We start from the raw sequence: 25,012 nt of genomic DNA, 5'->3' as shown, positions 1-25,012 counted from the left end.
TACCAGCACGCGCTGGAGCGCATGCATGCGGGGTTCTGCGTGATCAAAGTCCTGTTCGACGAGCAGGATCGCCCGATGGACTACCTGTTCCTGGAGGTGAATCCCGCCTTCGAACGGCACACCGGGCTGGTGGATCCGGTCGGGCGGCGGATGAGCGAGCTGGAACCCAACCACGAAAAGGATTGGTTCACCATCTACGGCCACGTCGCGCGCACCGGTGAGGCTACCCAGTTCGAACTGGAGGCCAAGGCGCTGGGCCGCGCCTATTCGGTGGATGCCGTGCGGGTGGGCGCCGCCGGCGATGACACGGTCGCGGTGCTGTTCTTCGACGTCAGCGCACGCAAGCGGATGGAAGGCGAGCTGGGCGAAAGCGAGGCGCGCTTCAGTGCGCTGGCCGACGGCCTGCCGATGCCGGTCTGGGTGCTGGATGAGCAGGGTCACTCGCGCTTCGTCAACAGCGCCTTTACCGAGTTCTTCGGCGGTGATGAAAACCGGGTGCCTGAAGATGTCTGGCGCGGCCTGGTGCATCCCGATGATGCATCGGTGTTCGAGTACGAACTGCGTGGTGCGCTGAGTGCGCAGCGCTCGATGAACGCCCTGGTGCGTGCACGCCGCGCGGACGGCGAGTGGCGCTGGCTGGAGATGAACGCACGGCCGCGTTTCTCGCGCAATGGCCACTTCGTCGGCCTGGCCGGCAGCAGCCCGGACGTGACTGAACGCCGCGACATCGAACTGGCGCGCGAAGAACTGCTGCAGTCCGAGCGCACCGCGCGCGGGGCGGCGGAAAACACCGCGCGGCTGAAAGACGAATTCCTGGCCACGCTGTCGCATGAGCTGCGCACGCCGCTGACCACCATCCTGGGCTGGAGCGAACTGCTGCTGCAGCGGGTGGAAGCGGACAGCCCGCTGCGCAAGGGGCTGGGCGTGATCGCCAGCAGTGCCAATGCGCAGAAGCGCCTGATCTCGGACATGCTGGACCTGAGCAGCATGCTGCTGGGCAAGGTGCAGCTGGAAGTGGAAGTGCTGGACCTGGGCGAGCAGCTGCGCCAGGCAATGGGCGCACAGGAACTGGTCGCCGAAGGCAAGGCGCTGGACGTGACCGTGGACGTGCCGGACCGGCCCTGCTTGGTGCTGGGCGATGCCACCCGCATGCAGCAGGTGTTGTGGAACCTGCTGTCCAATGCGATCAAGTTCACCCCGGCCGAAGGTGCGGTGACGCTGCGCCTGGAGGACCTGCCCGAAGGGTGGCAGGTCACGGTGCAGGACAGCGGCGACGGCATCGCGCCGGAGTTCCTCAACCACCTGTTCGGCCGCTTCCGCCAAGCCGATGGCACCACCACGCGCCGCCATGGCGGGCTGGGACTGGGACTGGCCATCGTGCAGCAGCTGGTCGAGCTGCATGGCGGCACCGTGGCCGCGGCGAGCGAAGGCCATGGCCACGGCGCCACCTTCACCGTGCGCCTGCCGCGCTACTCGCCCGACCAGGGATCGCGTCCGCTGCGGGAAGTGATCAGCGGCGGCCCGATCATCGAACGGATCGTCGAACCCTATCCGCTGCGCGGCCTGCACCTGCTGGCCGTTGAAGACCAGGTGGAGGTGCTTGAATACCTGCGTCGCATGCTGGAAGAGCAGGGGGCAGCGGTCACTTCGGCCTCCTCCGCCGGCGAAGCGCTGGCGCTGCTGGATGAAAACCGGCACGAGCGCTTCGATGTGCTGCTGACCGATATCGGCATGCCGGGAATGGACGGCTATGGGCTGATCCGCACGCTGCGCGAGGACATGGGCGTGGACGCCGATGCGCTGCCGGCCGTGGCGGTGACCGCGTTGGCACGGGCCGACGACCGGCGTCGCGCGCTGGCATCGGGCTTCCAGGAACACGTGGCCAAGCCCTATTCGGTGGCCCAGCTCGTGGCTGCGGTACGCCACGTGCAGGCCACCGGCGAACGCACCGCCCTGCACTGACCGGGCGGCGGCGGTGAGCCGGGGATTGCCCGGCCCACGCAACCTTCAGTGTTCGAACAGCGACGCTTCGGCTTCGAAACGGCGCGCGTAGGCGCGTTCGTCGGCAACCCGGCTGACTTCCTCATCGGTGATGTCCGGCGCCCCGTACACCGCATAGGCCACCGTGCCATCGCTGGTCTTGCCGACCTGGTGCAGGCGGTAGCGGGAGTGTCCGCCGCCGGTGTCTTCGGGGTAATGCACGGGGGGCTGGTTACCCTCCAGATCCATTTCGCTGTTGTCGACCACGCCACCGACGAACAAGGCACGCATTCGGTATCTCCAGAGCTGGGATGGGTGCCCTTACCCTGACTGCTGGGACGTTCGGGCGGCATCAAGGGGATGTTCGGTTTTCGCAAAACCACCGCGCACGGGGGCGGTGGCGCCGAGCCGGTACAATGGACGCCCCCTGAAGATTCCAAGGCTTACGTGCCCGATGGCCGCCCGCGACGACGCTCCCCTGCAGACCCTGTTCCTGCCGCTCTCCCAAGGCCTGCTGCGCTGGCCGGAAGGCCCGGTCGCCTTCCTGCGCGCGCGTGACGGCTGGCCGCTGCGCGAACAGGCGCAGGGCCGCGAAGTGGTCTGCGAGCAGAGCTTCGCCCCGTTCGCCAAGGCGCTGGAGTCGGCCGGGCTGGTGGTGTCGTCCGAGCTGGGCGCCGACCAGGCCGGCCGCTTCGGCCTGGTGCTGGTGCTGCCGCCGCGCCAGCGCGACGAAGCCCGCGCACTGTTCGCCCGCGCGCTAGAGCTGGTGGCACCGGGTGGCACCATCGTCGCCTGCCAGCACAACGATGAAGGCGCACGCTCCGGCGAGGGCGACTTCAAGCAGCTGACCGGCCTGGGTGGCAGCCTGACCAAGAACCACTGCCGGGTGTACTGGAGCGCGCCGGCACAGGGCCAGCACGATGTCGAACTGGCCAGCCGCTGGGCACGCCTGGACGCGCCGCGCAGCATCCTCGGCGGCCGCTTCACCAGCCGTCCGGGCGTGTTCGCCTGGGACCGTACCGATCCGGCATCGGTGCTGCTGGCGGAAAACCTGCCGGCCGACCTGGCAGGACGTGCCGCCGACCTCGGCGCTGGCTATGGCTACCTGTCGCGCGAGCTGCTGGAGCGCTGCCCGAAGATCACCGCGCTGGACCTGTACGAGGCCGAAGGCCGCGCGCTGGACCTGGCGCGGGTCAACCTGGCCGAGCCGCCGCGTGCGCTGCCGCTGCAGTTCCTGTGGCAGGACGTGACCGCCGGGATCGAACCCGGCTACGACGTGATCATCAGCAATCCACCGTTCCACACGCCGTCGCGCGAGAACCGCCCGGACATCGGCCAGCGCTTCATCGCGGTGGCGGCGCAGGCACTCAAGCGGGGTGGCCGCCTGTTCGTGGTGGCCAACCGCCACCTGCCGTATGAAAACGTGCTCAACGACAGCTTCGGCACGGTGCGGGTGCTGGCCGAACGCGATGGCTTCAAGCTGATCGAGGCGGTGCGCGGAGGCAGCCGGTGAAGCTGGTCAAGCTGATCGCCAACCTGGGATACGGCAGCCGCAAGCAGGTGCAGTGGATGTTCCGCGAAGGACGCATCACCGACACCGGCGGTGAGGTGCTGTATGCCGACGACCAGGTGGCCCACGACGCGATCCGCGTCGACGGCGAGCCGCTGGATCCGCCGGTAGGGCTGACCATCGCGCTGTTCAAGCCGCGCGGGGTGACCTGTTCGATCAAGGACAAGGGGCGGCTGGTGTACGACCTGCTGCCGTCGCGTTTCCGCGACCGCGATCCGGTGCTGTCCACGGTGGGCCGACTGGACCGCGATACCAGCGGCTTGCTGCTGATGACCGACGACGGTGGCCTGCTGCACCGGATCATCTCGCCGAAGTCCAAGCTGCCCAAGGTGTACGACGTGGAGCTGGCCGAGGACCTGCGCGGTGACGAGGCGGCGCTGTTCGCCAGCGGCACCTTGATGCTGGAATCGGAGAAAACGCCGCTGATGCCGGCCGAGCTGGACGTGCAGGGGCCGCGCACTGCGCGCCTGGTGCTGCACGAAGGCCGCTACCACCAGGTGCGCCGCATGTTCGCGGCCACCGGCAATCACGTGCAGGCCCTGCATCGCAGCCGCGTGGGTGGGCTGGGGCTGGACGGTCTGGAAGAAGGCGAATGGCGGCAACTGGCGGCTGCCGACCTGGAGACCCTGTTCGCACCGTGAGCACGATCCCTGCATTGCCGTTCCGCCCGGATGCGGTGATCTTCGACATGGACGGACTGATGATCGACAGCGAACGCGTGTCGATCGCCTGCTGGAGCGAGGCGTCGGTGGCGCTGGGCATCGCGCTGCCGGAAGGGTTCTTCCTGCACATGGTGGGCCTGGGCGAGCGTGACTGCCTGGAGCTGCTGCAGCGTCACGTCGACGACCGTGCGCGCATCGATGCGCTGCTGGCGCGCTGCCATGCACTGTACGACGCGCGCACCCAGGACGGGCTGCCGTTGCGGCCGGGCATCCTGGAACTGCTGGAGCTGCTGAGGCAGCACGAGGTTCCGCGCGCGGTGGCTACGTCGACGCGGCAGCCGCGTGCCAGCCGCAAGCTGGCGGCCAGTGGCCTGCTGGACTACTTCGACGCGGTGGTGACCAGCAGCGACGTGCAGCACCCCAAACCGGCGCCGGACATCTACCTGCTGGCCGCACAACGGTTGGGCAAGGATCCCGCGCGCTGCCTGGCGCTGGAGGATTCGCCAACGGGAACGCGCGCCGCCCTGGCCGCGGGCATGACCGCCATCCAAGTGCCGGACCTGCTGCACCCGGATGCGGCGGTGCGTGCGCTGGGCCATCGCATCGTCGATTCGCTGCACGACGTGCGCGCGTTGTTGGTGCCGCTGCTGGGCTGACGCGGTGGCGGGGCTGATGGCCAGCGGCCGTCACTACCGGTCTTCGGATCGGCTGACGCCGGGCATGGCTCGGCGCTACCGGATTGCTGCGATCAGGGGGTAGCGCCGAGCCATGCTCGGCGAGCGCAGCGGCGCGGATGACGGTTCAGAGCCGGCCGAAAACCAGCGCCGCGTTGGTGCCGCCGAAACCGAAGCTGTTGGACATCACTGTGTCCAGCTTCTGCTCGCGGCTTTCGCGCACGATCGGGAAGCCTTCCACCTTCGGGCCCAGTTCGGTGATGTTGGCCGAACCGGCGATGAAGCCATCGCGCATCATCAGCAGGCAGTAGATCGCTTCGTGCACGCTGGCAGCGCCGAGCGAATGGCCCGACAGCGCCTTGGTCGACGACAGCGGCGGGATCGACTCGCCGAACACTTCGCGGATCGCGCCCAGTTCGGTCACATCGCCCAGCGGCGTGGAGGTGCCATGGGTGTTGAGGTAGTCCAGCGGACGGTCCACCTTCTCCATCGCCATCTTCATGCAGCGCACCGCGCCCTCACCGGACGGCGCGACCATGTCGGCACCGTCGGAGGTCACGCCATAGCCGATCAGCTCGGCGTGGATGGTAGCGCCGCGCGCGATGGCGTGGTCGTAGTCTTCCAGCACCAGCATGCCGCCACCACCGGCGATGACGAAGCCGTCGCGGTCCTTGTCGTACGGACGCGAGGCGGTGGTCGGGGTCTCGTTGAAGCTGGTCGACAGCGCGCCCATCGCATCGAACATCACGCTCATCGACCAGTGCAGGTCTTCACCGCCACCGGCCAGCATGATGTCCTGCGCCCCGTGGCGGATCAGGTCGGCCGCCGCACCGATGCAATGCGCCGAGGTGGCGCAGGCCGCGGACAGCGAATAGCTCAGGCCCTTGATCTGGTAGGCGGTGGCCAGGCAGGCAGAGACCGTGCTGCACATCGTGCGCGGCACCATGTACGGGCCGACCTTGCGCACGCCGCGGCTGCGCAGGATGTCGGCCGCTTCCACCTGCCATTCGCTGGAGCCACCACCGGAACCGGCGATCAGGCCGGTACGCGGGTTGCTCACCTGTTCCGGCGTCAGCCCGGCATCGGCGATGGCATCGCGGGCGGCGATGTAGGCGAACGCCGAGGCATCGCTCATGAAACGCTTCAGCTTGCGGTCGATCTGGGCATCCAGGTCCAGGTCGACGCGGCCGCCGACCTGGCTGCGCAGCCCGGCTTCGGCGTGGTCGGCCAGGTAGGTGATGCCGGCCTTGCCGGCGCGCAGGTTGGCCGACACCGTGTCCAGGTCGTTGCCCAGGCACGAGGTGATGCCCATTCCAGTAATGACGACGCGACGCATCAGAAGTTCTCGGTGGAGGTGAAAAGACCCACGCGCAGATCCTTGGCGACGTAGATTTCGCGGCCATCCACCAGCATGCGGGCGTCGGCCTGGGCCATCACCAGCTTGCGGTTGATGACACGGGTGATGTCGATTTCATAGCTGACCAGCTTTGCGTCCGGCAGCACCTGGCCGGTGAACTTCACATCGCCACAGCCGAGCGCGCGGCCGCGGCCGGGTGCGCCCAGCCAGGTCAGGAAGAAACCGGTTAGCTGCCACATCGCATCCAGGCCCAGGCAGCCGGGCATCACCGGATCGCCGATGAAATGGCAGTTGAAGAACCACAGGTCCGGGCGGATATCCAGTTCGGCGCGTACCATGCCCTTGCCATGCGGACCGGCGTCGTCACGGATGTCGGTGATGCGGTCGAACATCAGCATCGGGTCGTTGGGCAGGCGCCCGGCGCTTGCGCCGAACAGTTCACCGCGGGCGCTGGCCAGCAGCTGGTCGCGGTCGAACGCGTGGAGACGAGTCATGGAAAGCACGATCCTGGAAGCGAAGAACGGATGATCAAGCGCCCGAGGATGCATGACAGCACACGTCCCGATCAAACATTTCCACCGTACGCCCGCGTAGTGTTTACCGCTGAAAACGCGCATCCTGTTGATGTGCAACGACCATACTTCGGCGTGTGGCCCACCAAGGTCGAATGCCCTTCCAACACCCACCATGAGCACTATGCGCAAGATCATCCACGTTGACATGGACGCCTTCTACGCGTCGGTGGAGCAGCGCGACGATCCGTCACTGCGCGGCCGGCCGGTGGTGGTGGCGTGGCGTGGCGCGCGTTCGGTGGTGTGTGCGGCGTCCTACGAAGCGCGGGTGTTCGGCATACGGTCGGCGATGCCGGCGCTGCGTGCCGAGCGGCTGTGCCCGGATGCGGTGTTCGTGCCGCCGGACTTCGCGCGCTACAAGGCCGTTTCGCGGCAGGTGCGCGAGATCTTCCTGCGGCATACCGACCTGGTGGAACCGTTGTCGCTGGATGAAGCCTACCTGGATGTCACCGTGCCGAAATCCGGGATCGCGTTGGCGACAGACATCGCCCGCGAGATCCGCGCACAGATCCGCGAGGAGACCTCGCTGACCGCATCGGCGGGCATCGCGCCGAACAAGTTCCTGGCCAAGATCGCATCGGACTGGCGCAAGCCCGATGGCCAGTTCGTGGTGACCCCACAGCGCATGGACGCGTTCCTGCTGCCGCTGCCGGTGAAGAAAGTGCCGGGCGTGGGCAAGGTGATGGAAGGCAAGCTGGCGGCACGCGGCATCGTGACCTGCGGTGACCTGCGCAGCTGGTCGCTGGCAGCGCTGGAAGAAGCCTTCGGCAGCTTCGGCCGCAGCCTGTACAACCGCGCCCGCGGCATCGATGAGCGGCCGGTGGAACCGGACCAGCCGGTGCAGTCGATTTCCTCCGAAGACACCTTCGCCGAGGATCTCCCGCTGGATGCACTGGCTCCGGCGATCATCCAGCTGGCGGAAAAAACCTGGAACGCCACCCGCAGGACCGACCGCACCGGGCACACGGTGGTGCTGAAACTGAAGACCTCACAGTTCCGCATCCTGACCCGCAGCTACACGCCGGAGCGGGCACCGGAATCGATGGAGGAACTGCGCGATATCGCGCTGGCCCTGCGCGAGCGCGTGGAGCTGCCGCCGGACACGCTGTACCGGCTGGTAGGGGTCGGCCTGGGCGGATTCCGCGTGCGCGAACCGGTCCTCCAGGGCGACCTGTTCCAAAAAGGGGACGGAGGGAATTAAGTGAACTTAATTCCCTCCGTCCCCTTTTTTGGGGTTCAGTACGCGGCGGTGATGATCTGGTGCGGGTGGGCGTGGGTTTCCAGCTCCTGGACGAAGGCGGCGCCGTAGTCGGCGTAGCTGATGCGGCTGTGTCCCTGGGCATCGGCAAGGAAGGTCCGGGCCTGCACGCGGTACTGGCCGCGTTCTTCGCCCGGGCCGATTTCCGCAGCCGGCGAGAAGAACGTCCAGTCGATGTCCTGCACGGCCTGCAGCTGCTTCAGCGCTTCACGTGCGGCCAGGGCGTAGGGCTTGTAGGCGGCGGGGAAGTCCGGGGTATCGACCAGCTGCACGCCCGGTGCGACTTCCAGGCTGCCGGCGCCGCCGACCACGACCAACCGCGGCACGCCGGCCTGGCGCGCGGCCTGCAGCAGTTGCCCGGCGACCACGGCGATCTGGCCGATGTCATCGCCCGGACGCGGGCCGTAGGCACTGGCCAGCACGTCGTGGCCGGCGATGACGGCGGCCATCGCGGCACTGTCGTCCAGCGCTGCGATGGCCAGCGCCGCGCCGTCCAGCTCGGCCGGCAGCTCCTTCTCACTGCGCACGATGGCGGTGACCTGATGGCCGCGGGCCAGGGCATGGCGGGCGATCTGGCGGCCGATGTTGCCGGTGGCACCGACGAGGGCGATCTTCATGGGGGCGTTCCGTGTTGGGGTGAGCGGCCACTGTAGGCGTCGCCAGATGATCGAAAAACAGCGTATAACGGTCATGTTTGTTGCATGGATCGAGCAATTGGACCGTTTGACCGCCATCGATGTGTTCATTGAAGTCGCCGAGCGCGGCAGCCTGACGGCGGCTGCGGACGCGCTGGACATGTCACGGCCGATGGTCACCCGCTACCTGGCCGCGCTGGAGCAGTGGCTGGGCGCGCGCCTGCTGCACCGGACCACGCGCCGGGTCGGACTGACCGGCCCGGGTGAAACCGCGTTGATGCGCTTCCAGCAGATGCGTGGCGTGCGCCAGGAACTGGAAGACGAGCTGGCCAGCCAGGATCCCGAGCCGCACGGCGTACTGCGGGTGACCGCCAGTGTCTCGTTCGGCCAGCTGCACCTTGCCCCGGCGGTCGCAGACTACGTGCAGCGCTACACGCAGGCACGCATCGAACTGCTGATGGTGGACCGCATCGTCAACCTGGTGGAAGAGCGGATTGATCTGGCGGTTCGCATTTCGCGGCAGATCGATCCGGCGTTGATCGCGCGTCGGCTGGCCGGTTGCCGTTCGGTGCTGTGCGCCGCGCCGGCCTACCTGGAACAGCACGGCACCCCGCACAGCGCCGAACAGCTGGCCACGCACAACTGCCTGACCCACCATTACGTCGGCAAGGGGGTGTGGCGCCTGCAGCGCGATGGGCGCGAGGTGGCGGTCAGCGTGGGCGGCAACATCAGCGCCAACGATTCATCGCTGCTGCTGGAGGCAGTGCGTCGCGGGAGCGGCATCGCGATGCTGCCGGCGTACCAGGTCAATCCGTTGCTGGCCAGCGGTGAGCTGGTCGCGCTGCTTGCCCATTACACGCTGGAAGAAATGGGCCTGCATGCGGTCTACGCTTCGCGCAGGCAGCAGTCGACGTTGCTGCGCAGCTTCGTCGATTTCCTGGTGGAGCGGTTCTCCAGTCCGGCGTTTGCCGCGTACTGCTAGCCAGCGCCGGTCAATAAAGCGGCCGCGGGCGGCCGTTACACTGCAGGTTCCCACGCATGACATGGCAGGCCCGTGAGCGACGTAGCGACGTATCCGTATCCGCTGGTGATATTCGACCTGGACGGCACGCTGGTGGACAGTGCCGGCGACATCGCCGAAGCGTTGAACCGCACGCTGGAAGACTGGCAGTTGGCGCGGGTGCCGGAAGCCACCGTGCTGACCTGGATCGGTGACGGGGTGCGGCGGCTGGTGGAACAGGCATTCACCGCGGCGGGCAGCAGGATCGACCTGGAGCAGGTGATGCCGGGCTTCATGGTGCACTACCGCGAGTGCCTGCTGCGCAGCCCACGCCTGTTCGACGGCGTCGCCGAGGCGCTGGCGCAGCTGCAGGATCGTGGCGTGCCGCTGGCGATCTGCACCAACAAGCCGAGCGACCTGGTACAGCCGCTGCTGGACCACCTGGGAATCGGGGAGCGCTTCGCGCTGGTGCTGGGCGGGGATTCGCTGCCGCAGCGCAAGCCCAGCGGCGAGCCGCTGCGGCATATCGCCGGGCACTTTGGTTTCGCGCCCGGCGACTGCCTGATGGTGGGGGACTCGTTGACCGACTACCGCGCCGCGCTGGATGCCGGCATGCCGGTGGCGCTGGTGCGTTATGGCTATCCGCGCGGGCTGGACCTGCAGCACAACGAGGCGGTGGCGGTGGTCGATGACCTGCGCAGTTTGCCGGGCCTGCGCGTCTGCTGAGGGGCCGCTGCGCTCGCCGACCATGGGTCGGCGCTACCGATGCTGTCTGACGGGTAGCGCCGCGCCGTGCTCGGCGAACGGTTTCGTTGGCAGCGGCTCCTGCCGCTGCCTTCGGCGCTACCTGTGATGGCTGACCGCCTCCGTGTGCGTTACTTCGGCTGGTAACGCACGCTCAGCTGGTACTCGCGCCCGGGCTGGTTGTACCAGGCGACGGTTTCATAGTGCCGGTCAAAGACATTGGCGGCGCGTGCAAGCACCGACCAGTCATCGCTGAGCGCGTATTCCAGGCGCAGGTCCAAGGTGCCATAGCCGGCGAGCCTTACCGTGTTGGCGGCATCGTCATAGCGCTTGCCGGCACCGAATCCGGTCAGGCCTACGCGCAGGTCGCCGAAGCGACGATCCAGGTCGATGCGCGCGGTCTGCTGTGCACGGCGCGCCAGCCAGTTGTCGTACTGCGCGCCGTCGGTACGGTTGCGCGGGGCGGTGTAGCTCAGCTGTGCGTTGATGTCGATGCCGGCCACCGTGGTCGCACCGGTCAGTTCGGCGCCGCGGATGCGGGCCTTTTCCACCTGCGTCATGCGGAAGGTGGCCGCGTCATAGGTGATCAGGTCATCCACGCGGGTTTCATACACATCCAGGCCCCAGCGCCAGCCCTGGCCCTGCTGCGCGATGCCGATGTTGCTGCTGCGGGCCTTTTCCGGATCCAGCGCGGAAACGCCGCTCCACGGGTCGTACAGGTCGCTGAAGGTCGGCGCCTTGAACGCGGTGCCGTGGCTGGCGGTGAGCTTCCAGCCCGCGCCCAGGTCCAGGCCCCAGGCCAGCGAACCGGTGGTGTGGTTGCCGAACTGCTGGTTGTCGTCGTTGCGCACGCTGGCCTGCACCTGGTGCTTGCCGAAGCGGCCCTGGTACTGCACGAACACGCCGGTGTTGTCGCGGCTGTCGACCAGGTAGCCGGCACTGCTGCCGTCCAGGCTGTCATCGCTCCAGTCCACGCCGCTGCTCAGCAGCTGGTTGTCGGCCAGGCTGGCGTCGACCTGCAGCGAGGCACTGTCGCGGTGGGTCTGCGCGCTGCCGAACGCGCCGAAGGGACCGCTGTTGTCCGATTCGTTGTCGCTGCGGCCGATGCTGGCGGTCACCGCCAGGCGCTCGGACGGGGTGTAGCGGAGCTTGCCGCCGAGCACCTGCTGCAGCGTTTCGGAGTAGTTGTAGTAGCCGTCGTAGTGGTTCTCGCCTTCCGCACGCAGGGCGCTGCCTTCCACGCTCCATTGTTCATTGAAGGTGTAGCCACCGCGCGCGCTCTTGGACAGGTTGCGGTAGCCATCGCGATCTGGCTCGTCCGCACCACAGCCCTGGAAGGTCGCTGCCGAGCCGCGGCACGCGTCGATGCCGTCGCTGTGCTGGTAAGCGATATCCAGCCCGAACCAGCCGCGTTCGGTGCCGCCGCCGATGCCGCCACTGGCCTGGCGCAGGCCGTTGCTGCCGCCGCCCAGTTCCAGGTGCGGTGCGAAGCCGCCGGTGGTGCGACGGGTGAAGATCTGCACCACGCCGCCAATCGCGTCCGCGCCGTACAGGCTGGACTGCGGGCCGCGCACGATCTCCACGCGTTCGATCTGCGCCAGCGGCAGGTCCTGCAGCATGGCCAGGCCGAAGTCACCGGTGTTGATGCGCACGCCATCGACCAGCACCACGGTGTGCGAGGAATTGGTGCCACGCAGGAACAGCGAGGTCTGTTTGCCGAGTCCACCGGTGTTGGCCAAGTTGATGCCGGCGCGCCCGCGCAGCAGGTCCTGCAGCGACGTGGCCTGGCTGGCCTCGATGGCGGTGCGGTCGATCACCTGCGCCGGGCTGAGGCTGTCGGCCAGGGCGATCGGGGTGCGCGTGGCGGTGACCAGCACCTGGTCCAGCGCGGTGGTCGCGCTCTGTGCGCCAGCCATGCCGGGCAATGCGGCCAGCACGGCCAGGGAAAGGATTCGGGACTGCAATGTCATGGGGAACTCCGGCTGCCGCGCACGCCCGCGCGGACAAAAAGGGAGCTGCAACGCGGAGACAGGGCGATGCGCACCACGCAAGCGCGCGGTGGCCGTCGCCGATGCCCACCGCATCGCAACCTGGTGCTTCCGGGCCGGTCTCCGGGCTTGCCGTCGGTGGGGGATCCACCGGGCGGACGCCTTCCCATGCCTGGGGGCACAGTGGCGTGAGGTCCGCTTGTGACGTGCTTACCGTTGCGGGGGCAGCGCCGGAGTGGCATCACGCGGATGCGTCACCGGCTTCCCGTTTCAACCTGCCAGCCAGCGCCGCAGGTCACCTTGAAGTGCGCGCAGTCTAAGCCATCGCGTGCGGCGCTGCAGGCCGCGTACGCCGGTGCACTAGAATGGCGCCTGTTTCGTTCCAGATCTGCCCATGACGTCCATGCCGTACTGCGTTGCCCCCTTGCGCCAAGGCCCCAGTGCCTGCCTGCCGATGCAGGACCGCTGCCGCGGGGGCTGGCGATGATCCTGGACCTGGTCCGCCACGCCAGCACCGGCCGTGACACCCACCTGGACGGTCGCACCGATCCGCCGCTGCTGGCCGGTGCGCACGATGCGCTGTGCGCGGCCTGCGAAGGCCATGAGTGGGAGCGGGTGATCAGTTCGCCCCGCCTGCGCGCGCTGCATACTGCGGTCGCGCTGGCGGTGCCACGCGGGTTGGACGTGCAGCCTGATCCCGAGTGGGAAGAACTCGATTTCGGCGATTGGGACGGGCTGGCGATCGAAGCGCTGCCGGAACAGGAACTGCTGGGTTTCCATCGCGATCCGCATGCGTTCGCGCCGCCGAATGGCGAAAGCTGGGGTCACTTCGAACGCCGCATCGCGCGCGCGCTGGACCGGCTGTTCGATGAGGAAGAAGCGCAGGATGCAGCACCGACGCTGATCGTCAGCCATGGGGGACCGCTGCGGATGGTGCTGTCGCAGGTGTGTGGACTGCCGGTAGCGCTGTGCTGGGCGCTGCGCATCGACCATGGCACGCGGCTGCGGCTGCGGGTGGAGCGCGGGGATGCGGGGCTGTGGGGAGAACTGCTGGAGCTGCAGCAGCCCTGATGATGGGTTGGAATCGGTCGCGCCGAGCCATGCTCGGCGGGGAGGGAGCGTGACGACCAACGGTCGTCACCCACCAGAGGCATCGGTCGTCACCCACCAGGGGCTGCGGTCGTTACGCAGCAGGACCCTTGGTTGCCTGAAACCGGCCGCGCTTCGCGCTCGCCGAGCACGGCTATGCCGGTCGTCCTGACCGGCACCCTGCGGGCCGTCGCAAGCGACGTTGGCGGCGGCTCCTGCCGCCGCCTTCGGCGCTACCGTCAGTCGTCGCGGTCGTCGAATCGCTGCTCGCGTACCGGGCCGGAGGCCGGGCCCGGCGCCTTCAGCGGCTGCAGCGCGATGCGGGCTTCGTAATCCTGCACCAGCGCGCTGCGCTGGGCTTCGGTCAGGTCCTGCCAGTGGCAGTCCAGCAAGGCGCCTTCCAGCGAATACAGCAGGTTGAGGCTGGGCTTGAAGCCGGCCCGGCGTACCTTGACGAACGCTCCCACCGATCCGATGGCGAGCAGTTCCTCGCGGCTGCGCAGGCCGACCTGGCGCAGCCATGCTGCGCTCTTCGGACCGATGTTGCGCAGCTGCAGGGTGCTCATCGCAGTGCGTCGACGAACACGGCGGCGATGGCTTCCAGGCCGGCCTGGTCGTCGGCATCGAAGCGCGCCAGCAACGGGCTGTCCAGGTCGAGCACGCCGATCAGCGCGCCGTCCTTCACCAGCGGCACCACCAGTTCCGAGCGCGAGGCTGAATCGCAGGCGATGTGGCCCGGGAACGCGTCCACGTCGTCGATGCGCTGGGTCACGCGTTCGGTCGCGGCCGCACCGCACACACCCTTGTGCAGGGGGATGCGGACACAGGCGGGCAGGCCCTGGAAGGGTCCGACCACCAGTTCAGTGCCGTCGAACAGGTAGAAACCGGCCCAGTTGAGGTGGGGCACGGCATGGTAGATCAGCGCCGAGAGGTTGGCCGCGTTGGCGATGCGGTCGCTCTCGCCATGCACCAGGCCACGGGCCTGGTCCAGCAGCTGGGCGTATTGTTCCGGCTTGCTGCCGGTCAGCGAAGAAGTGGCGAACATGCCGCCAGTCTAGCAAGGCACGGCGGTGCTGGCGGCCAGTGCCGTGGCCAGCGCCCCGATCCGCGCGATGCCCGCCGTGTAACGCGCATCCAGCTCCTGGCAGCAGGACAGGCGCAGGCAATGCCGGTAGCGTGCGCCGCGCGAGTACACCTGCCCGGGCATGAACACGATGTCCTCGGCCAGCGCCTGTTCGAACAGCGCGCTGGTGTCCACGCCGGGGATCTCGACCCACAGCAGGAAGCCGCCGGTCGGCTCGGTGGCGCGCGTGCCGGGCGGGAAATGCAGGGACACCAGTTGCCGCACCTTGCTGGTCTGTTCGCGGTACAGCCGGCGCATGCGGCGCAGGTGGTGTTCGTAGTTGCCGGCCTCCAGGAAGGCCGCGACGGCATCGCCCAGCAGCCGCGACTCGGCGCCGCTGGAATGGAACTTGAGCAGGGCGATGCGGTCGATGAAGCGCCCCGCCTTCCAGCCAGCCGATGCGGTAATCCGGCGCCAGCGTCTTGGAGAACCCCGCGCACACCATCACCCAGCCGTCGCGGTCGAAGGCCTTCAGCAGGGGCTGCAGCGGTTCACTGTGCTGCAGTTCGGCGTACACGATGTCTTCGATGACCGGCAGTCGGCGTGCCTGCGCCATCTCAGCCAGGCGTTGCTTGGCCGCAACCGGCATGGTGCAACCCAAGGGGTTGTGCACCGTCGGCATGACCACCAGCGCGGCCAGCGCAGTGGTGTCCAGCAGGGCATCGAGTGCTTCCACGTCCAGCCCATGCTGGGGGTGGGTGGGCAGTTCGATGGCCTGCAGGCCGAGGCTGGCGAGCAGCGGATAAAGGTTGAAATAGGACGGCGCTTCGAGCCCGACGGCGTCGCCGGGTTCGGTTACCGCACGCAGGGCCAGTTGCAGGGCTTCCATCGCACCGTGGGTCAGCACGATCCGTTCGGGCGCGGTATGCAGGCCCATCCGCGGTCCACGCCGTACGATCTGCCGGATCAGCGCCTGTGAGCCGTCCGGGCGCGCATAGGTTTCCACCGTGGCCAGGCTGCGGCGCAGCACCTGCGCGGTGGCCCGCTGCAACTGCACGCCGGGATAGAAGGCCCGGCCGCGTGGACCGGCGAAGGCCAGGTCGAGCACGCGCGGTCGCTGCTGGGCGGCCAGTACCCTGGCCATCAACACCTGCTGGCCGGCTGCAGTGGGGGCCGATGGCGCGTCACGCAGCGAGCGCCGGGGGACCTGCAGGCGGGCAGCGACCTGGAATCCAGAGCGCGGCAGCGGCACCACCAGCCCGGCATCCTCCAGTTGGCGGTAGGCCCCGATCACCGTGTTCAAGCTGACCTTGCGCTGCTGTGCCATCTGCCGCAGCGAGGGCAGACGCGCACCACTGGGCAGGCGGCCGGCGTGGATCGCCGTAGACAGCTCATCAGCCAGTTGCTGGTAACGGGGCAGGGTGGGTGGGGCGTCCATCTGTAACCAACCAAGAAGAGGGCGTCTGCCACTGTACCCCTGTTCCCGCCCGCTCTACGATGGCTGCCGCTGGCATCAGCTCCGGCATTTCCCCCACGCACGTCCGCCATGGACGTGCGTCTTTTTGCCTGCTTACTTCATCGGCACCAGTACCGCCTCGCGGCGGTACAACTGCGGGAACCGCTGCTGCAGGGCCACCAGCTTGGGTGCGTCGTAGTAGCGGATGTAGGCGGCCTGCGGATTCCGCTCCAGGTAATTCTGGTGATAGGCCTCGGCCGAATAAAAGCGCTTGCCGGTGCCCAGCTCGGTCACCACCGGGGAATCGAACGAGGCGCCGATCTGGCCGACATACGCGCGGTTGGCTGCCTGCTGGCGGGCGTCGTCGGTGAAGATGGCCGATCGGTACTGGGTGCCGTGGTCCGGTCCCTGGCGGTTGAGCTGGGTCGGATCGTGGGCGACCGAGAAGAACACCTGCAGCAGTTGGCCATAGCTGACCTGGCGCGGATCGTAGTCCACCCGCACTGCTTCAGCGTGACCGGTGCGGCCGCTGCTGATGGTTTCGTAGCGGGCGGTGGAGGCGTCGCCGCCGATGTAGCCGGAGACGGCGTTACCCACGCCCTTGACGTGCTGGAACACGCCCTGCACGCCCCAGAAACAGCCGCCGGCGAACACCACGCTGGCCTGCGTGCGCTCGTCCTTGAACGCCGCCACGCCGGTGGGTGCAGGCAGGGCGCGGCTTTCTTCGGCGGCGCGTGCAGGCGCCATGCCCGCGCCGATGGCCGGGCCCGCATCGACCGCGAACACCACCAGCGCCCCCACCACCACGGCCGCGACGGCCGCGGCGATGCCTTGTTCCAGTGAGAATCTCATGGGACCTCCTCAGCCAAACGTGAATGCGTAGGCCTGGACACCGGGGTCCAGGAATTCGATCTCGAACAGGTGCTCGCCGATGTCGGCACGCTGGCGCACCAGCTGGTACAGGCGGTGCTCATCGACCACGCCGCTGCCATCGGGGCGCACGTCACCGCCCGCATCGGCGGCCTGCAGCGGCTTGCCATCCAACAGCACGCGGAAGCGGACCGGCGTGCCCTCTGTCGCAGGTGCCAGCACCAGGTGCAGGTCGCGGGCGTGGAAGCGGAAGGCGATGCGTCCGCCTGCCGCCGCCAGCGTGGCCGACTCCTGGTCGACCGACCACGGGCCCTGCAGCGCCCACTGGTTCAACGTCCACTGCGCAGGCAGGGCGTAAGCGGACTGCTGGTCGCGGACGATGCCACCGGGGGAGGCGAAGTTTTCCGCACGCGCATGCCCCAGGTAGGTTTCCGGCGAGCGCAGGTTGCCCATGTCGGCCTGTTCGGCAACGCCCTGCAGGGTCGCGGCGCTGGGATCGGCCGGCGGTGGCAGGTTGGTCTGGCCCGCTTCCTGCAGCAGCCGGCGGATCACCTGTTCGGAGTGCGCATAGTTGCCTTCGCCGAACTGGTGCGCGCGGATGCGGCCCTGCGCATCGACGAAATAGTGTGCCGGCCAGTAGCGGTTCTGGAACGCGCGCCAGATGGCGTAGTCGTTGTCCAGCGCGACCGGGTAGGTGACCTTCAACTGGTCGACCGCGCGCATCACGTTGCGCGGATTGCGCTCGAAGGCGAACTCCGGGGTGTGCACGCCGATCACCACCAGGCCGTGGTCACGGTAGCGTTCGGCCCATTCGTGCACGTAAGGCATCGCGCGCAGGCAGTTGATGCACGAGTACGTCCAGAAATCGACCAGCACGACCTTGCCGCGCAGCTGTTCGCGGGTCAGCGGCGGGCTGTTGAGCCAGCCGGTGGTGCCGTCCAGTGCAGGCAGTTCGCCTTCCACCGGCAGCGGGACATCGGCCGCCGCCGCACCGGTGCTGGTCATCGCCACAGCGGCCGGCTGCGCGCCCGGCACGGCGTCCAGCAGGCCCTGTTCCAGCCGTGCCGTGCTGACCGCGGACAACCGGGTGAGAACCCCCGTGTCCCAGCCCATCGCAATGGCCACCACCGCCAGCAGCGCGGCAACCCCGAGCACGCGCCGCAGCAGGTTGCCCAGGCCCAGGCGTGCCTTCAGCGCATTGAACACCCGGCCGCCCACCCACACCGCCAGCGCCAGCGCGGTGACTGCACCCAGGGCATAGGCGAGCAGCAGGCTGCTGGTGCTGGCACTGGCGCCGTTGAGTGCTGCGCCGGTGAGCACCAGGCCGAGGATCGGCCCGGCGCACGGGGCCCACAGCAGGCCGGTGGCGATGCCCACCAGCAGGGACGTCCAGGCACCGCCGCGTCCGGCGTCGTCGGCGGCATCGGCGCGCGCGCTGAGGCGTGCGCCGATGCGCTGGAACGGTGCCAGCAGGCGGTCGGCGAACGCCGGCCACAGCAGCGCCAGCGCGAATGCCGCCATGACCACCAGCGCGACCCAGCGGCCGATCTGGTTGGCCTGTGCCACCCAGGCGCTACCCACCGCCGCCAGGCTGGCGACCACGGTGAAGGTGATCGCCATGCCCAGCAGCAGCGGCAGGGTGCTGCGCAGGAACGAGCCGCCGGCACGCGCGAACACGAACGGCAGCACCGGCAGGATGCACGGACTGAGCAGGGTCAACACACCCCCCAGGTAAGCCAGCAGCAACAGCATCAGCGACGCTCCATCAACAAGGGAAAAGACATCAGACCGGCACCCGCCAGGCGCTGCCGGCATCGCTGGCATCGGTGCGTGCGGCAGGCTCGAAGGTCAGCGCGGCACCGTTCATGCAGTAGCGCAGTCCGGTCGGACGCGGGCCGTCGTTGAACACATGGCCCAGGTGCCCGCCACAGCGACGGCAGTGGATCTCCACGCGGACCATGCCGAACAGGGTGTCGCGCTGTTCGCCGACAGCATCGTGCAGCGGCGCCCAGAAGCTCGGCCAGCCGGTGCCGCTTTCGAACTTGGTCGAGGAGGAGAACAACGGCAGTGCGCAGCCGGCGCAGTGGAACGTACCGCGACGCTTTTCGCGGTCCAGCGGACTGCTGCCCGCGCGTTCGGTCGCCTGCTGGCGCAGCACGGCGTACTGGGCCGGGGTCAGCTGCTGCTTCCATTGTGCGTCGCTGCGCATGATCTCGAAACGACGGGCGGGGGCGGCTTCGGCGGCGGCCGGCGCGGCACGGCTGCAGGCGCCGATGCCCAGCACGCTGGCGGCAGCGGCCATGCCGCCAAGGCCAAGCAGGTGACGTCGGGACAGGGACATGGCCATCTCAAGCAGGGACGATGCGGCCATGCTGCGCCCACGCCGATCAACGAATCCTCACAGAGAGTTCAATTTTCCGTGATACATCCGGGTCGGCCTGCGCTGACAATGCCCTTACGCTTCCTGACCGCCCCTGCCTGCCTCCATGACTGACGCCCAGCGTGTCCTGATCGTCGAAGACGATGTCCATATCGCCGACCTGCTGCGCCTGCACCTGGCGGACGAGGGCTATGCGGTGGTGCATGCCGCCACCGGCGACGACGGCATGCGCCTGCTGGAACAGGACGGCCCATGGGATGCGCTGGTGCTGGATGTGATGCTGCCGGGCGTGGACGGCCTGCAGATCTGTCGACGCGCCCGGGCGATGGCGCGCTACGTGCCGATCATCATCATCAGTGCGCGCGGCAGCGAGACCCAGCGCATCGTCGGGCTGGAGCTGGGCGCCGATGACTACCTGGCAAAACCATTTTCCATGCCCGAACTGGTGGCGCGCGTGCGCGCGCTGCTGCGGCGTGCGCAGGCGATGGCGCAGAGCGCGCGACTGGAAGCCGGTGCGATCGAACTGGGCAGCCTGCGGCTGGATCCGCTGGCGCGGGTGGCGCTGCACGCGGGCAGGGAACTGGAGCTGACCCCGCGTGAGTTCGACCTGCTGCTGTTCTTCGCCCGCCATCCGGGGCAGGTGTTCGCGCGCGCGGAGTTGCTGGACCAGGTATGGGGCTATGGCCACGATGGCTACGAACACACGGTCAACACGCATATCAACCGGTTGCGCAACAAGATCGAAGCCGATCCCGCGAACCCGCGACAGATCCTCACGGTGTGGGGCCGCGGCTACAAGCTGGTCGCCGCCGGAGGTGATGCATGAAGCTGCGCCTGTGGCAGAAGCTGGCGGCGGTGTTCGCCGCGCTGCTGGTGCTGTGCAGCCTGGCGCTGCTGGGCATGCAGATGCGGATGGCGCTGCGGCATGAACAGGAAGTGGTGCAGCGGTTGTCGCTGGGGCTGGCCGGGCATATCGCCCAGCGCAGCGAGCTGATGGACCAGGCCGGCATGCGCGAGCCGGAAGTGCGCGCGCTGTTCGGCCAGTTGATGGCCGTCAATCCCAGCGTGGAGGTGTACCTGCTGGATGATCAGGGGCGGGTGCTCGGCCATGACGCGCCAAGTGGCCACCTGCGCCGTGACCGGGTGGACGTGGCGCCGCTGCAGGCGCTGCTGGCCGGCGCGCCGCTGCCGATCCTCGGCGATGATCCGCGCAGCGCACGCGGGCGCAAGGTCTTCAGCGTGGCACCGCTGGTAGTGCAGGGCCGCGCGGCCGGTTACGTGTACGTGGTGCTGGTCGGCGAACAGCGGCAGATGCTCGCCGACGACCTGGCCGCGAGCAGCCAGTGGCGGACCACGCTGTGGTCGGTGGCGCTGGTCGCCGTGCTGGGCATGCTGGCCGGGCTGGTGGCGTTCTATTGGGTGACCCGCCCACTGCGTGACTTGACCCGGCGCATCCAGTCGTTCGACATCGACGCCCCCACCGACCTGCCGTCGCTGCCCGCGCTGCACGATGATGAGCGCGACGAGCTGCTGATCCTGGAGCATGCGCACGCGCAGATGGCGCACCGGCTGGGCGAACAGTGGCAGCAGCTGCGCCAGCAGGACCTGCAGCGACGCGAGATGGTGGCCAATATTTCGCATGACCTGCGCACCCCCCTGGCATCGCTGCACGGTTACCTGGAAACGCTGGCGATGAAGGAGGCGACGCTGAGCGTCGAAGAGCGCCGCCGTTATCTTTCGATCGCGCTGTCGCAGAGTGCCAAGGTCGGCGTACTGGCACGCGCGCTGTTCGAACTGGCGCGGCTGGAGCTCGGGCAGGTGCAGCTGCAATGGGAAGTCTTCGCCCTGCCCGAGCTGCTGCAGGACGTGCTGCAGAAATTCGAGTTGTCCGCGCAGTCCAAGGGTCTGCAGCTGGATGCCCGGTTCCCGCAGGGACTGCCGCTGGTGCGTGCCGATGTCGGGCTGGTGGAGCGGGTGCTGACCAACCTGATCGACAACGCGCTGCGGCACACGCCGCGGGGCGGACAGGTGCAGGTGGCGTTGTCGGTCGATGCGGACAGCCTGTGGGTCACGGTCAGCGATGATGGCCCCGGTGTCGATCCGGCGCTGCGTGCCACGCTGTTCCAGGCTCCCGCGGCGCTGGGGCCACGGCGCGGCGAGAACGGTGGCCTCGGCCTGTTGATCGTGCAGCGCATCGTGCAGCTGCATGGGCGCGACATCGCCCTGCTGGAAAGCGCGCAGGGTGCCGTGTTCCGCTTCGCCTTGCCGCGCGCACGGCCCTAGGCAAAAAAAAGGACCCGACAGAGGGAGGGATCTGTCGGGTCCTGCGACTGCACGGGGGGAGGGACCCATGCAGTGTTCTGGCGGTCTGCGGTTCCGGAATCCGGTGATTCGCGACCTGTTGCATTGCAGCATACGCCTTTCGTGCTGCATTGCAACAGGCGGCGGCGGATTTTCTATCCCGAACCAAAACCCGTTCAGGATCAATCGCTTGCTCAGCGGCCGGCGGGGCCCCGATAGCGGCACCCGGAGGTGCAGGTCTCGTGCACCGTGATTTCGCTCAGTTCCGGCAGCACCGGCTTGAGCTGCTGCCAGATCCACGTGGCGAGGTTCTCGCTGGTCGGATTTTCCAGGCCCGGGATGTCATTGAGGTAGTGGTGGTCCAGGCGGTCGTAGATCGGCTGGAACGCGGCTTTGACGTCGCCGAAATCCATGATCCATCCGGTTTCCGCGCCGGGCTCGCCTTCCACCTTCAGCTCCACCCGGAACGAATGCCCGTGCAGGCGCGAGCACTTGTGGCCCGGGGGCACGTTCGGCAGCCGGTGCGCTGCCTCGATCATGAAGACTTTGAAGATTTCCATGGGGGGATTGTAGCGGCCCGGCGCTGGCAAAGCCGTTTCAGGAGCAACAACTTCCTTTCCATCGCGATGAAGAGATGGTAGCTTCTCTTATATCCGTATGAAGAGATGTTATTGGTCGTAGCGCGGCCATTCATGTGCTACTGCGGAACTGTTACCACCACCCACCCCACGATTTCGACATGCCCCAGCACACCCTGCTCGTGGCGGCCCTTGCCGCCGCCCTGGCCGCGCCTTTGCCTGCCGCCGCCGAAACCTCCGCCGATACCACTGCCAGTGGCGATGCCAGCACCCTGGCCGCCGTGCGTGTCACCGGTTCCAACATCAAACGCACCGACACCGAAACCGCCAATCCGGTGCAGGTTATCGGTCGCGAACAGCTTGAAGCGACCGGCAAGGCATCGGTGGCCGACGTGCTGCGTTCGATCTCCGCCAACACCGGCAACGCCGCCAATGAAACGTCCAACAGCGGCTGGGCGTCCGGATCGGCCGGCATCGGCCTGCGCGGCCTGTCGCAGAAGAACACGCTGGTGCTGCTCAACGGCCGTCGCCTCGCCAACTACGGCTTCCCGGCCAACGGCCTGTCGGACACCTTCGTCAACCTCAACGCGCTGCCGCTGGTCGCGGTGGAGCGCATCGAAGTGCTGAAGGACGGTGCGTCGGCGGTCTACGGTTCCGATGCGGTGGCCGGCGTGGTCAACATCATCACCCGACAGAACTACCAGGGAGCGGAGGTCGGCGGCAGCGTCGGCACCGCCGACCAGGGCGGGCTGGACGAGACCAAGCTGAAGTTCGTCGGTGGCCTGGGCGACCTGGAGACCGATGGCTACAACATCCTTTTCAGCCTGGAAGCCTACAACCGGGATCGCCTGGACCAGGACGAGCGTGACCTGACGAAATCGGGCATCTACAGCGACCAGCCCGGCGGCCGCTGGAACGGCTGGTCGGCCAAGGGCGCACGCTACCTGGTCAACGGCGTGTCGGTGCCGATGCTCGATGCCAGCGGCCAGTGCCCGGACGGCACCACCCGCGTGGCCAGCGCGCCGATCGACGGACTCGCCGGCGACACCTGCGGTTTCAACCAGGCGCCGTTCACCACGCTGATTCCCTCCACCAAGCGCTGGCAGGCCTATGCCAACGGTACCTTCCGCCTCAGCGACACCGTCGAAGCATTCGGCGAAGTGCTGTACAGCGAGGTCAAGGGCGTGTCCTGGTTCGGCAGCAGCCCGTTCTTCACCCTGGAAAGCGGCCGCTTCGCGCTGAACGCCGATACCGGGCTGGCCGAGCCGGTGTCGTCCAACCTGCCGGCTGGCAATCCGTACAACCCGTACGGCCGCGCGATCCCGATCGAATACACATTCTTCAACCTTGGCGGCACGATCAAGACCAACCGCTCGCAGTCCTACCGTGGCCTGGTCGGCCTGCGTGGCAGCAGCGAGCGCTGGGACTGGGAAGTGGGTGCATTCGGCGCACGCAGCAGCGAGCGCGAAACGGTTTCCGGTGGCTTCGCCAACCGTTGGACGCTGGCCGATGCGCTGGCCACCGGCAGCTACAACCTGCTGGATCCTTCGGCGACGCCGCAATCGGTGCTGGATGGCATCAACATCGCCACCCTGCGCCCGGCCGAGTCGAAGCTGCAGGGCATCGATGCGAAGATTTCCGGCACGCTCGGCCACACCTGGGCCGGAGACATCGGCTTCGCCTCCGGCGTGGAATGGCGCCGCGAGAAGCTCGATTCCAACAACCCGTGGCAGATCGATGCCGGCCTGCAGGTGCGTCCGGCGATCGCCGAAGTGCACGGCGAGCGCACGGTCAGCGCCGCCTACGCCGAAGCCATCGTACCGCTGGCCTCGAAGCTGGAACTGTCGGTGGCCGCGCGTGCCGATCATTACGATGACTTCGGTGATGCGTTCTCGCCCAAGCTGGGTCTGCGCTGGCAGCCGCTGGACTTCCTGCTGGTGCGTGCCGCTGCGTCGAAGGGCTTCCGCGCGCCGTCGCTTTCCGAGAATTCGGACAGCACCAGCATTTCCTACGGCAGCGTGGTCGACCCGCGTGACCCGGACCTGCCCGGTTCGCGGCAGAACCCGACCTTCTTCACCGTCGGCAACACCGAACTGAAGCCGGAGCGCACGCGCAGTTACAACTTCGGCGTGGTGCTGTCGCCGTGGGCGAACACCAACCTGAGCGTGGACTACTACAAGATCGAACTGGAGAACCTGGTCGGCACCAACAACACGCAGACGCTGGTGACCAATGACGTGCCCGGTGCCGTGCAGCGCGATGAGCGCGGCAAGATCCAGGCCGTCTACAACCGCTACCAGAACCTGAGCGACCTGAAGACCTCCGGCATCGACGTGGAGCTGCGCCAGCGCATCCCCACCGAGCGGCTGGGCACCTTCAACCTGAGTTCGGCCTACACCCACGTGCGCGACTACCGCCGCCCGACCGTGATCGGCGGACCGCTGGTCAACTACGCCGGCAGCAACCTCGGCGCCACGCTGCCGAAGGACAAGGCCACCACCACGCTGGACTGGAGCTACGGCGACGTGCGCACCGCGCTGACCTGGTACTACACCAGTGGCTATGACCAGAAGGCCAGCGCCATCGCGCAGGCGGTGCAGGACCGCGTGGATTCCTACAGCCAGTTCGATCTGTACGTGGGTTACACCGGCTTCGAGCAGCTGACTCTGTACGCGAAGATCCAGAACCTGGGCGACGAGGATCCGCCGTACGACGCCTCGTTCCCGGGCATCCGCGCACCGTATGACTTCAGCCAGTACGACCTGCGCGGTCGCTACTTCACGGTGGGCTTCGACTACCGCTTCTGACCCGCCGCGTGCGTGTCATCGGTCATGC

Annotated in this window: 22 protein-coding genes, 1 pseudogene and 1 riboswitch; of the genes and pseudogenes, 11 read left to right on the top strand and 12 right to left on the bottom strand. The window is 67.9% G+C overall.

Annotation, left to right across the window (positions count from 1 at the left end; all coding sequences use genetic code 11):
• The first annotated feature begins 21 nt into the window (after positions 1 to 21).
• Positions 22 to 1,962: an ATP-binding protein gene (locus QE373_RS16140; protein ID WP_345784386.1), complete on the top strand. Its 1,941-nt coding sequence runs from the start codon at positions 22 to 24 to the stop codon at positions 1,960 to 1,962.
• A gap of 45 nt (positions 1,963 to 2,007) precedes the next feature.
• Here QE373_RS16140 and QE373_RS16135 read toward each other — a convergent pair whose 3' ends face one another.
• Positions 2,008 to 2,271, bottom strand: coding sequence for a hypothetical protein (locus tag QE373_RS16135; RefSeq protein ID WP_057507898.1), 264 nt, complete (start codon positions 2,269 to 2,271; stop codon positions 2,008 to 2,010).
• A 163-nt stretch (positions 2,272 to 2,434) separates the two neighbouring features.
• On the opposite strand from QE373_RS16135, the gene QE373_RS16130 reads away from it, so the two are divergent.
• From QE373_RS16130 to QE373_RS16120, 3 genes are read left to right on the top strand one after another with little or no spacing between them, the layout of a single operon-like run.
• Complete coding sequence (locus QE373_RS16130) at positions 2,435 to 3,493, top strand: class I SAM-dependent methyltransferase (RefSeq protein ID WP_309688443.1); 1,059 nt, start codon at positions 2,435 to 2,437, stop codon at positions 3,491 to 3,493.
• Entirely contained in the window at positions 3,490 to 4,191 is a 702-nt protein-coding gene (locus tag QE373_RS16125) for a pseudouridine synthase (RefSeq protein ID WP_309688441.1), read from the top strand. The genes QE373_RS16130 and QE373_RS16125 overlap by 4 nt, the downstream gene beginning before the upstream one ends.
• On the top strand, positions 4,188 to 4,868 hold the full coding sequence (locus tag QE373_RS16120) for an HAD family phosphatase (protein ID WP_309688439.1): 681 nt from the start codon (positions 4,188 to 4,190) through the stop codon (positions 4,866 to 4,868). The genes QE373_RS16125 and QE373_RS16120 overlap by 4 nt, the downstream gene beginning before the upstream one ends.
• Before the next feature lie 145 nt (positions 4,869 to 5,013).
• Here the strand turns inward: QE373_RS16120 and fabB are convergent, their stop codons facing one another.
• A complete protein-coding gene (gene fabB / locus QE373_RS16115; RefSeq protein WP_309688436.1) occupies positions 5,014 to 6,222 on the bottom strand; it encodes a beta-ketoacyl-ACP synthase I in 1,209 nt (402 codons plus the stop codon).
• Positions 6,222 to 6,737 (bottom strand): 3-hydroxyacyl-[acyl-carrier-protein] dehydratase FabA, encoded by a 516-nt coding sequence (gene fabA, locus QE373_RS16110; protein WP_042614942.1) that lies wholly within the window; start codon positions 6,735 to 6,737, stop codon positions 6,222 to 6,224. The genes fabB and fabA overlap by 1 nt, the downstream gene beginning before the upstream one ends.
• Positions 6,738 to 6,930: 193 nt before the next feature.
• Between fabA and dinB the strand changes: the two genes are divergently transcribed.
• On the top strand, positions 6,931 to 8,016 hold the full coding sequence (dinB, locus tag QE373_RS16105; protein ID WP_309688432.1) for a DNA polymerase IV: 1,086 nt from the start codon (positions 6,931 to 6,933) through the stop codon (positions 8,014 to 8,016).
• Positions 8,017 to 8,051: 35 nt separating this feature from the next.
• Here dinB and QE373_RS16100 read toward each other — a convergent pair whose 3' ends face one another.
• Positions 8,052 to 8,690, bottom strand: a complete 639-nt coding sequence (locus QE373_RS16100) for an NAD(P)H-binding protein (RefSeq protein ID WP_309688429.1) — start codon at positions 8,688 to 8,690, stop codon at positions 8,052 to 8,054.
• A gap of 97 nt (positions 8,691 to 8,787) precedes the next feature.
• On the opposite strand from QE373_RS16100, the gene QE373_RS16095 reads away from it, so the two are divergent.
• The gene (locus QE373_RS16095) at positions 8,788 to 9,690 is read left to right on the top strand and encodes a LysR family transcriptional regulator (protein ID WP_309688427.1); all 903 of its coding nucleotides are present in this window, start codon (positions 8,788 to 8,790) and stop codon (positions 9,688 to 9,690) included.
• Positions 9,691 to 9,762: 72 nt separating this feature from the next.
• Positions 9,763 to 10,434: a phosphoglycolate phosphatase gene (gene gph / locus QE373_RS16090; RefSeq protein ID WP_309688425.1), complete on the top strand. Its 672-nt coding sequence runs from the start codon at positions 9,763 to 9,765 to the stop codon at positions 10,432 to 10,434.
• Between the two features lie 149 nt (positions 10,435 to 10,583).
• Here the strand turns inward: gph and btuB are convergent, their stop codons facing one another.
• Positions 10,584 to 12,422, bottom strand: coding sequence for a TonB-dependent vitamin B12 receptor (gene btuB / locus QE373_RS16085; RefSeq protein WP_309688423.1), 1,839 nt, complete (start codon positions 12,420 to 12,422; stop codon positions 10,584 to 10,586).
• Positions 12,423 to 12,536: 114 nt separating this feature from the next.
• Positions 12,537 to 12,758: riboswitch (cobalamin riboswitch) on the bottom strand.
• Between the two features lie 165 nt (positions 12,759 to 12,923).
• Between btuB and QE373_RS16080 the strand changes: the two genes are divergently transcribed.
• On the top strand, positions 12,924 to 13,511 hold the full coding sequence (locus tag QE373_RS16080; protein WP_309688420.1) for a histidine phosphatase family protein: 588 nt from the start codon (positions 12,924 to 12,926) through the stop codon (positions 13,509 to 13,511).
• 257 nt (positions 13,512 to 13,768) lie between these two features.
• Here QE373_RS16080 and QE373_RS16075 read toward each other — a convergent pair whose 3' ends face one another.
• The 6 genes and pseudogenes from QE373_RS16075 to msrB all read right to left on the bottom strand — a co-directional run bounded on the left by QE373_RS16075 (position 13,769) and on the right by msrB (position 19,259).
• Complete coding sequence (locus QE373_RS16075) at positions 13,769 to 14,095, bottom strand: TfoX/Sxy family protein (protein ID WP_057507909.1); 327 nt, start codon at positions 14,093 to 14,095, stop codon at positions 13,769 to 13,771.
• Positions 14,092 to 14,574 carry a GAF domain-containing protein gene (locus tag QE373_RS16070; protein WP_057507910.1) on the bottom strand — a complete coding sequence of 161 codons (483 nt, stop codon included), beginning with the start codon at positions 14,572 to 14,574 and terminating at the stop codon, positions 14,092 to 14,094. Before QE373_RS16070 ends, QE373_RS16075 begins: the two co-directional genes overlap by 4 nt.
• Before the next feature lie 9 nt (positions 14,575 to 14,583).
• A pseudogene (locus QE373_RS16065) lies at positions 14,584 to 16,030 on the bottom strand (PLP-dependent aminotransferase family protein).
• Positions 16,031 to 16,162: 132 nt separating this feature from the next.
• On the bottom strand, positions 16,163 to 16,900 hold the full coding sequence (gene msrA / locus QE373_RS16060; RefSeq protein ID WP_309688415.1) for a peptide-methionine (S)-S-oxide reductase MsrA: 738 nt from the start codon (positions 16,898 to 16,900) through the stop codon (positions 16,163 to 16,165).
• 9 nt (positions 16,901 to 16,909) lie between these two features.
• The gene (locus QE373_RS16055) at positions 16,910 to 18,673 is read right to left on the bottom strand and encodes a cytochrome c biogenesis protein DipZ (RefSeq protein ID WP_309689866.1); all 1,764 of its coding nucleotides are present in this window, start codon (positions 18,671 to 18,673) and stop codon (positions 16,910 to 16,912) included.
• A 28-nt stretch (positions 18,674 to 18,701) separates the two neighbouring features.
• The gene (msrB, locus tag QE373_RS16050; protein ID WP_057507922.1) at positions 18,702 to 19,259 is read right to left on the bottom strand and encodes a peptide-methionine (R)-S-oxide reductase MsrB; all 558 of its coding nucleotides are present in this window, start codon (positions 19,257 to 19,259) and stop codon (positions 18,702 to 18,704) included.
• A gap of 145 nt (positions 19,260 to 19,404) precedes the next feature.
• Between msrB and QE373_RS16045 the strand changes: the two genes are divergently transcribed.
• The gene (locus QE373_RS16045) at positions 19,405 to 20,124 is read left to right on the top strand and encodes a response regulator transcription factor (RefSeq protein WP_057507913.1); all 720 of its coding nucleotides are present in this window, start codon (positions 19,405 to 19,407) and stop codon (positions 20,122 to 20,124) included.
• Positions 20,121 to 21,581 (top strand): HAMP domain-containing sensor histidine kinase, encoded by a 1,461-nt coding sequence (locus QE373_RS16040; RefSeq protein WP_309688409.1) that lies wholly within the window; start codon positions 20,121 to 20,123, stop codon positions 21,579 to 21,581. Before QE373_RS16045 ends, QE373_RS16040 begins: the two co-directional genes overlap by 4 nt.
• Positions 21,582 to 21,793: 212 nt before the next feature.
• On the opposite strand, the gene queD is transcribed toward QE373_RS16040, so the two are convergent.
• A complete protein-coding gene (queD, locus tag QE373_RS16035) occupies positions 21,794 to 22,159 on the bottom strand; it encodes a 6-carboxytetrahydropterin synthase QueD (RefSeq protein ID WP_309688406.1) in 366 nt (121 codons plus the stop codon).
• A gap of 179 nt (positions 22,160 to 22,338) precedes the next feature.
• Here queD and QE373_RS16030 point away from each other — a divergent pair, with 179 nt between their 5' ends.
• Positions 22,339 to 24,984, top strand: a complete 2,646-nt coding sequence (locus tag QE373_RS16030; protein ID WP_309688403.1) for a TonB-dependent receptor — start codon at positions 22,339 to 22,341, stop codon at positions 24,982 to 24,984.
• The last annotated feature ends 28 nt before the right edge of the window (positions 24,985 to 25,012 follow it).

The sequence above is a fragment of the Stenotrophomonas sp. SORGH_AS_0321 genome, from assembly GCF_031453215.1.
GTDB lineage: Bacteria > Pseudomonadota > Gammaproteobacteria > Xanthomonadales > Xanthomonadaceae > Stenotrophomonas > Stenotrophomonas chelatiphaga.
The sequence above is the reverse complement of the archived record's forward strand: the minus strand, read 5'-3'. Positions and strand labels throughout refer to the sequence as shown.

Excerpts from the sequence above, each read along its gene's own strand:
- QE373_RS16140 (WP_345784386.1), top strand. The coding sequence starts at position 22 with ATGCATGCGGGGTTCTGCGTGATCAAAGTCCTGTTCGACGAGCAGGAT.
- QE373_RS16135 (WP_057507898.1), bottom strand. The coding sequence starts at position 2,271 with ATGCGTGCCTTGTTCGTCGGTGGCGTGGTCGACAACAGCGAAATGGAT.
- QE373_RS16130 (WP_309688443.1), top strand. The coding sequence starts at position 2,435 with ATGGCCGCCCGCGACGACGCTCCCCTGCAGACCCTGTTCCTGCCGCTC.
- fabB (WP_309688436.1), bottom strand. The coding sequence starts at position 6,222 with ATGCGTCGCGTCGTCATTACTGGAATGGGCATCACCTCGTGCCTGGGC.
- fabA (WP_042614942.1), bottom strand. The coding sequence starts at position 6,737 with ATGACTCGTCTCCACGCGTTCGACCGCGACCAGCTGCTGGCCAGCGCC.
- dinB (WP_309688432.1), top strand. The coding sequence starts at position 6,931 with ATGAGCACTATGCGCAAGATCATCCACGTTGACATGGACGCCTTCTAC.
- QE373_RS16100 (WP_309688429.1), bottom strand. The coding sequence starts at position 8,690 with ATGAAGATCGCCCTCGTCGGTGCCACCGGCAACATCGGCCGCCAGATC.
- btuB (WP_309688423.1), bottom strand. The coding sequence starts at position 12,422 with ATGACATTGCAGTCCCGAATCCTTTCCCTGGCCGTGCTGGCCGCATTG.
- QE373_RS16080 (WP_309688420.1), top strand. The coding sequence starts at position 12,924 with ATGATCCTGGACCTGGTCCGCCACGCCAGCACCGGCCGTGACACCCAC.
- QE373_RS16075 (WP_057507909.1), bottom strand. The coding sequence starts at position 14,095 with ATGAGCACCCTGCAGCTGCGCAACATCGGTCCGAAGAGCGCAGCATGG.
- QE373_RS16070 (WP_057507910.1), bottom strand. The coding sequence starts at position 14,574 with ATGTTCGCCACTTCTTCGCTGACCGGCAGCAAGCCGGAACAATACGCC.
- msrA (WP_309688415.1), bottom strand. The coding sequence starts at position 16,900 with ATGAGATTCTCACTGGAACAAGGCATCGCCGCGGCCGTCGCGGCCGTG.
- msrB (WP_057507922.1), bottom strand. The coding sequence starts at position 19,259 with ATGTCCCTGTCCCGACGTCACCTGCTTGGCCTTGGCGGCATGGCCGCT.
- QE373_RS16045 (WP_057507913.1), top strand. The coding sequence starts at position 19,405 with ATGACTGACGCCCAGCGTGTCCTGATCGTCGAAGACGATGTCCATATC.
- QE373_RS16040 (WP_309688409.1), top strand. The coding sequence starts at position 20,121 with ATGAAGCTGCGCCTGTGGCAGAAGCTGGCGGCGGTGTTCGCCGCGCTG.
- queD (WP_309688406.1), bottom strand. The coding sequence starts at position 22,159 with ATGGAAATCTTCAAAGTCTTCATGATCGAGGCAGCGCACCGGCTGCCG.
- QE373_RS16030 (WP_309688403.1), top strand. The coding sequence starts at position 22,339 with ATGCCCCAGCACACCCTGCTCGTGGCGGCCCTTGCCGCCGCCCTGGCC.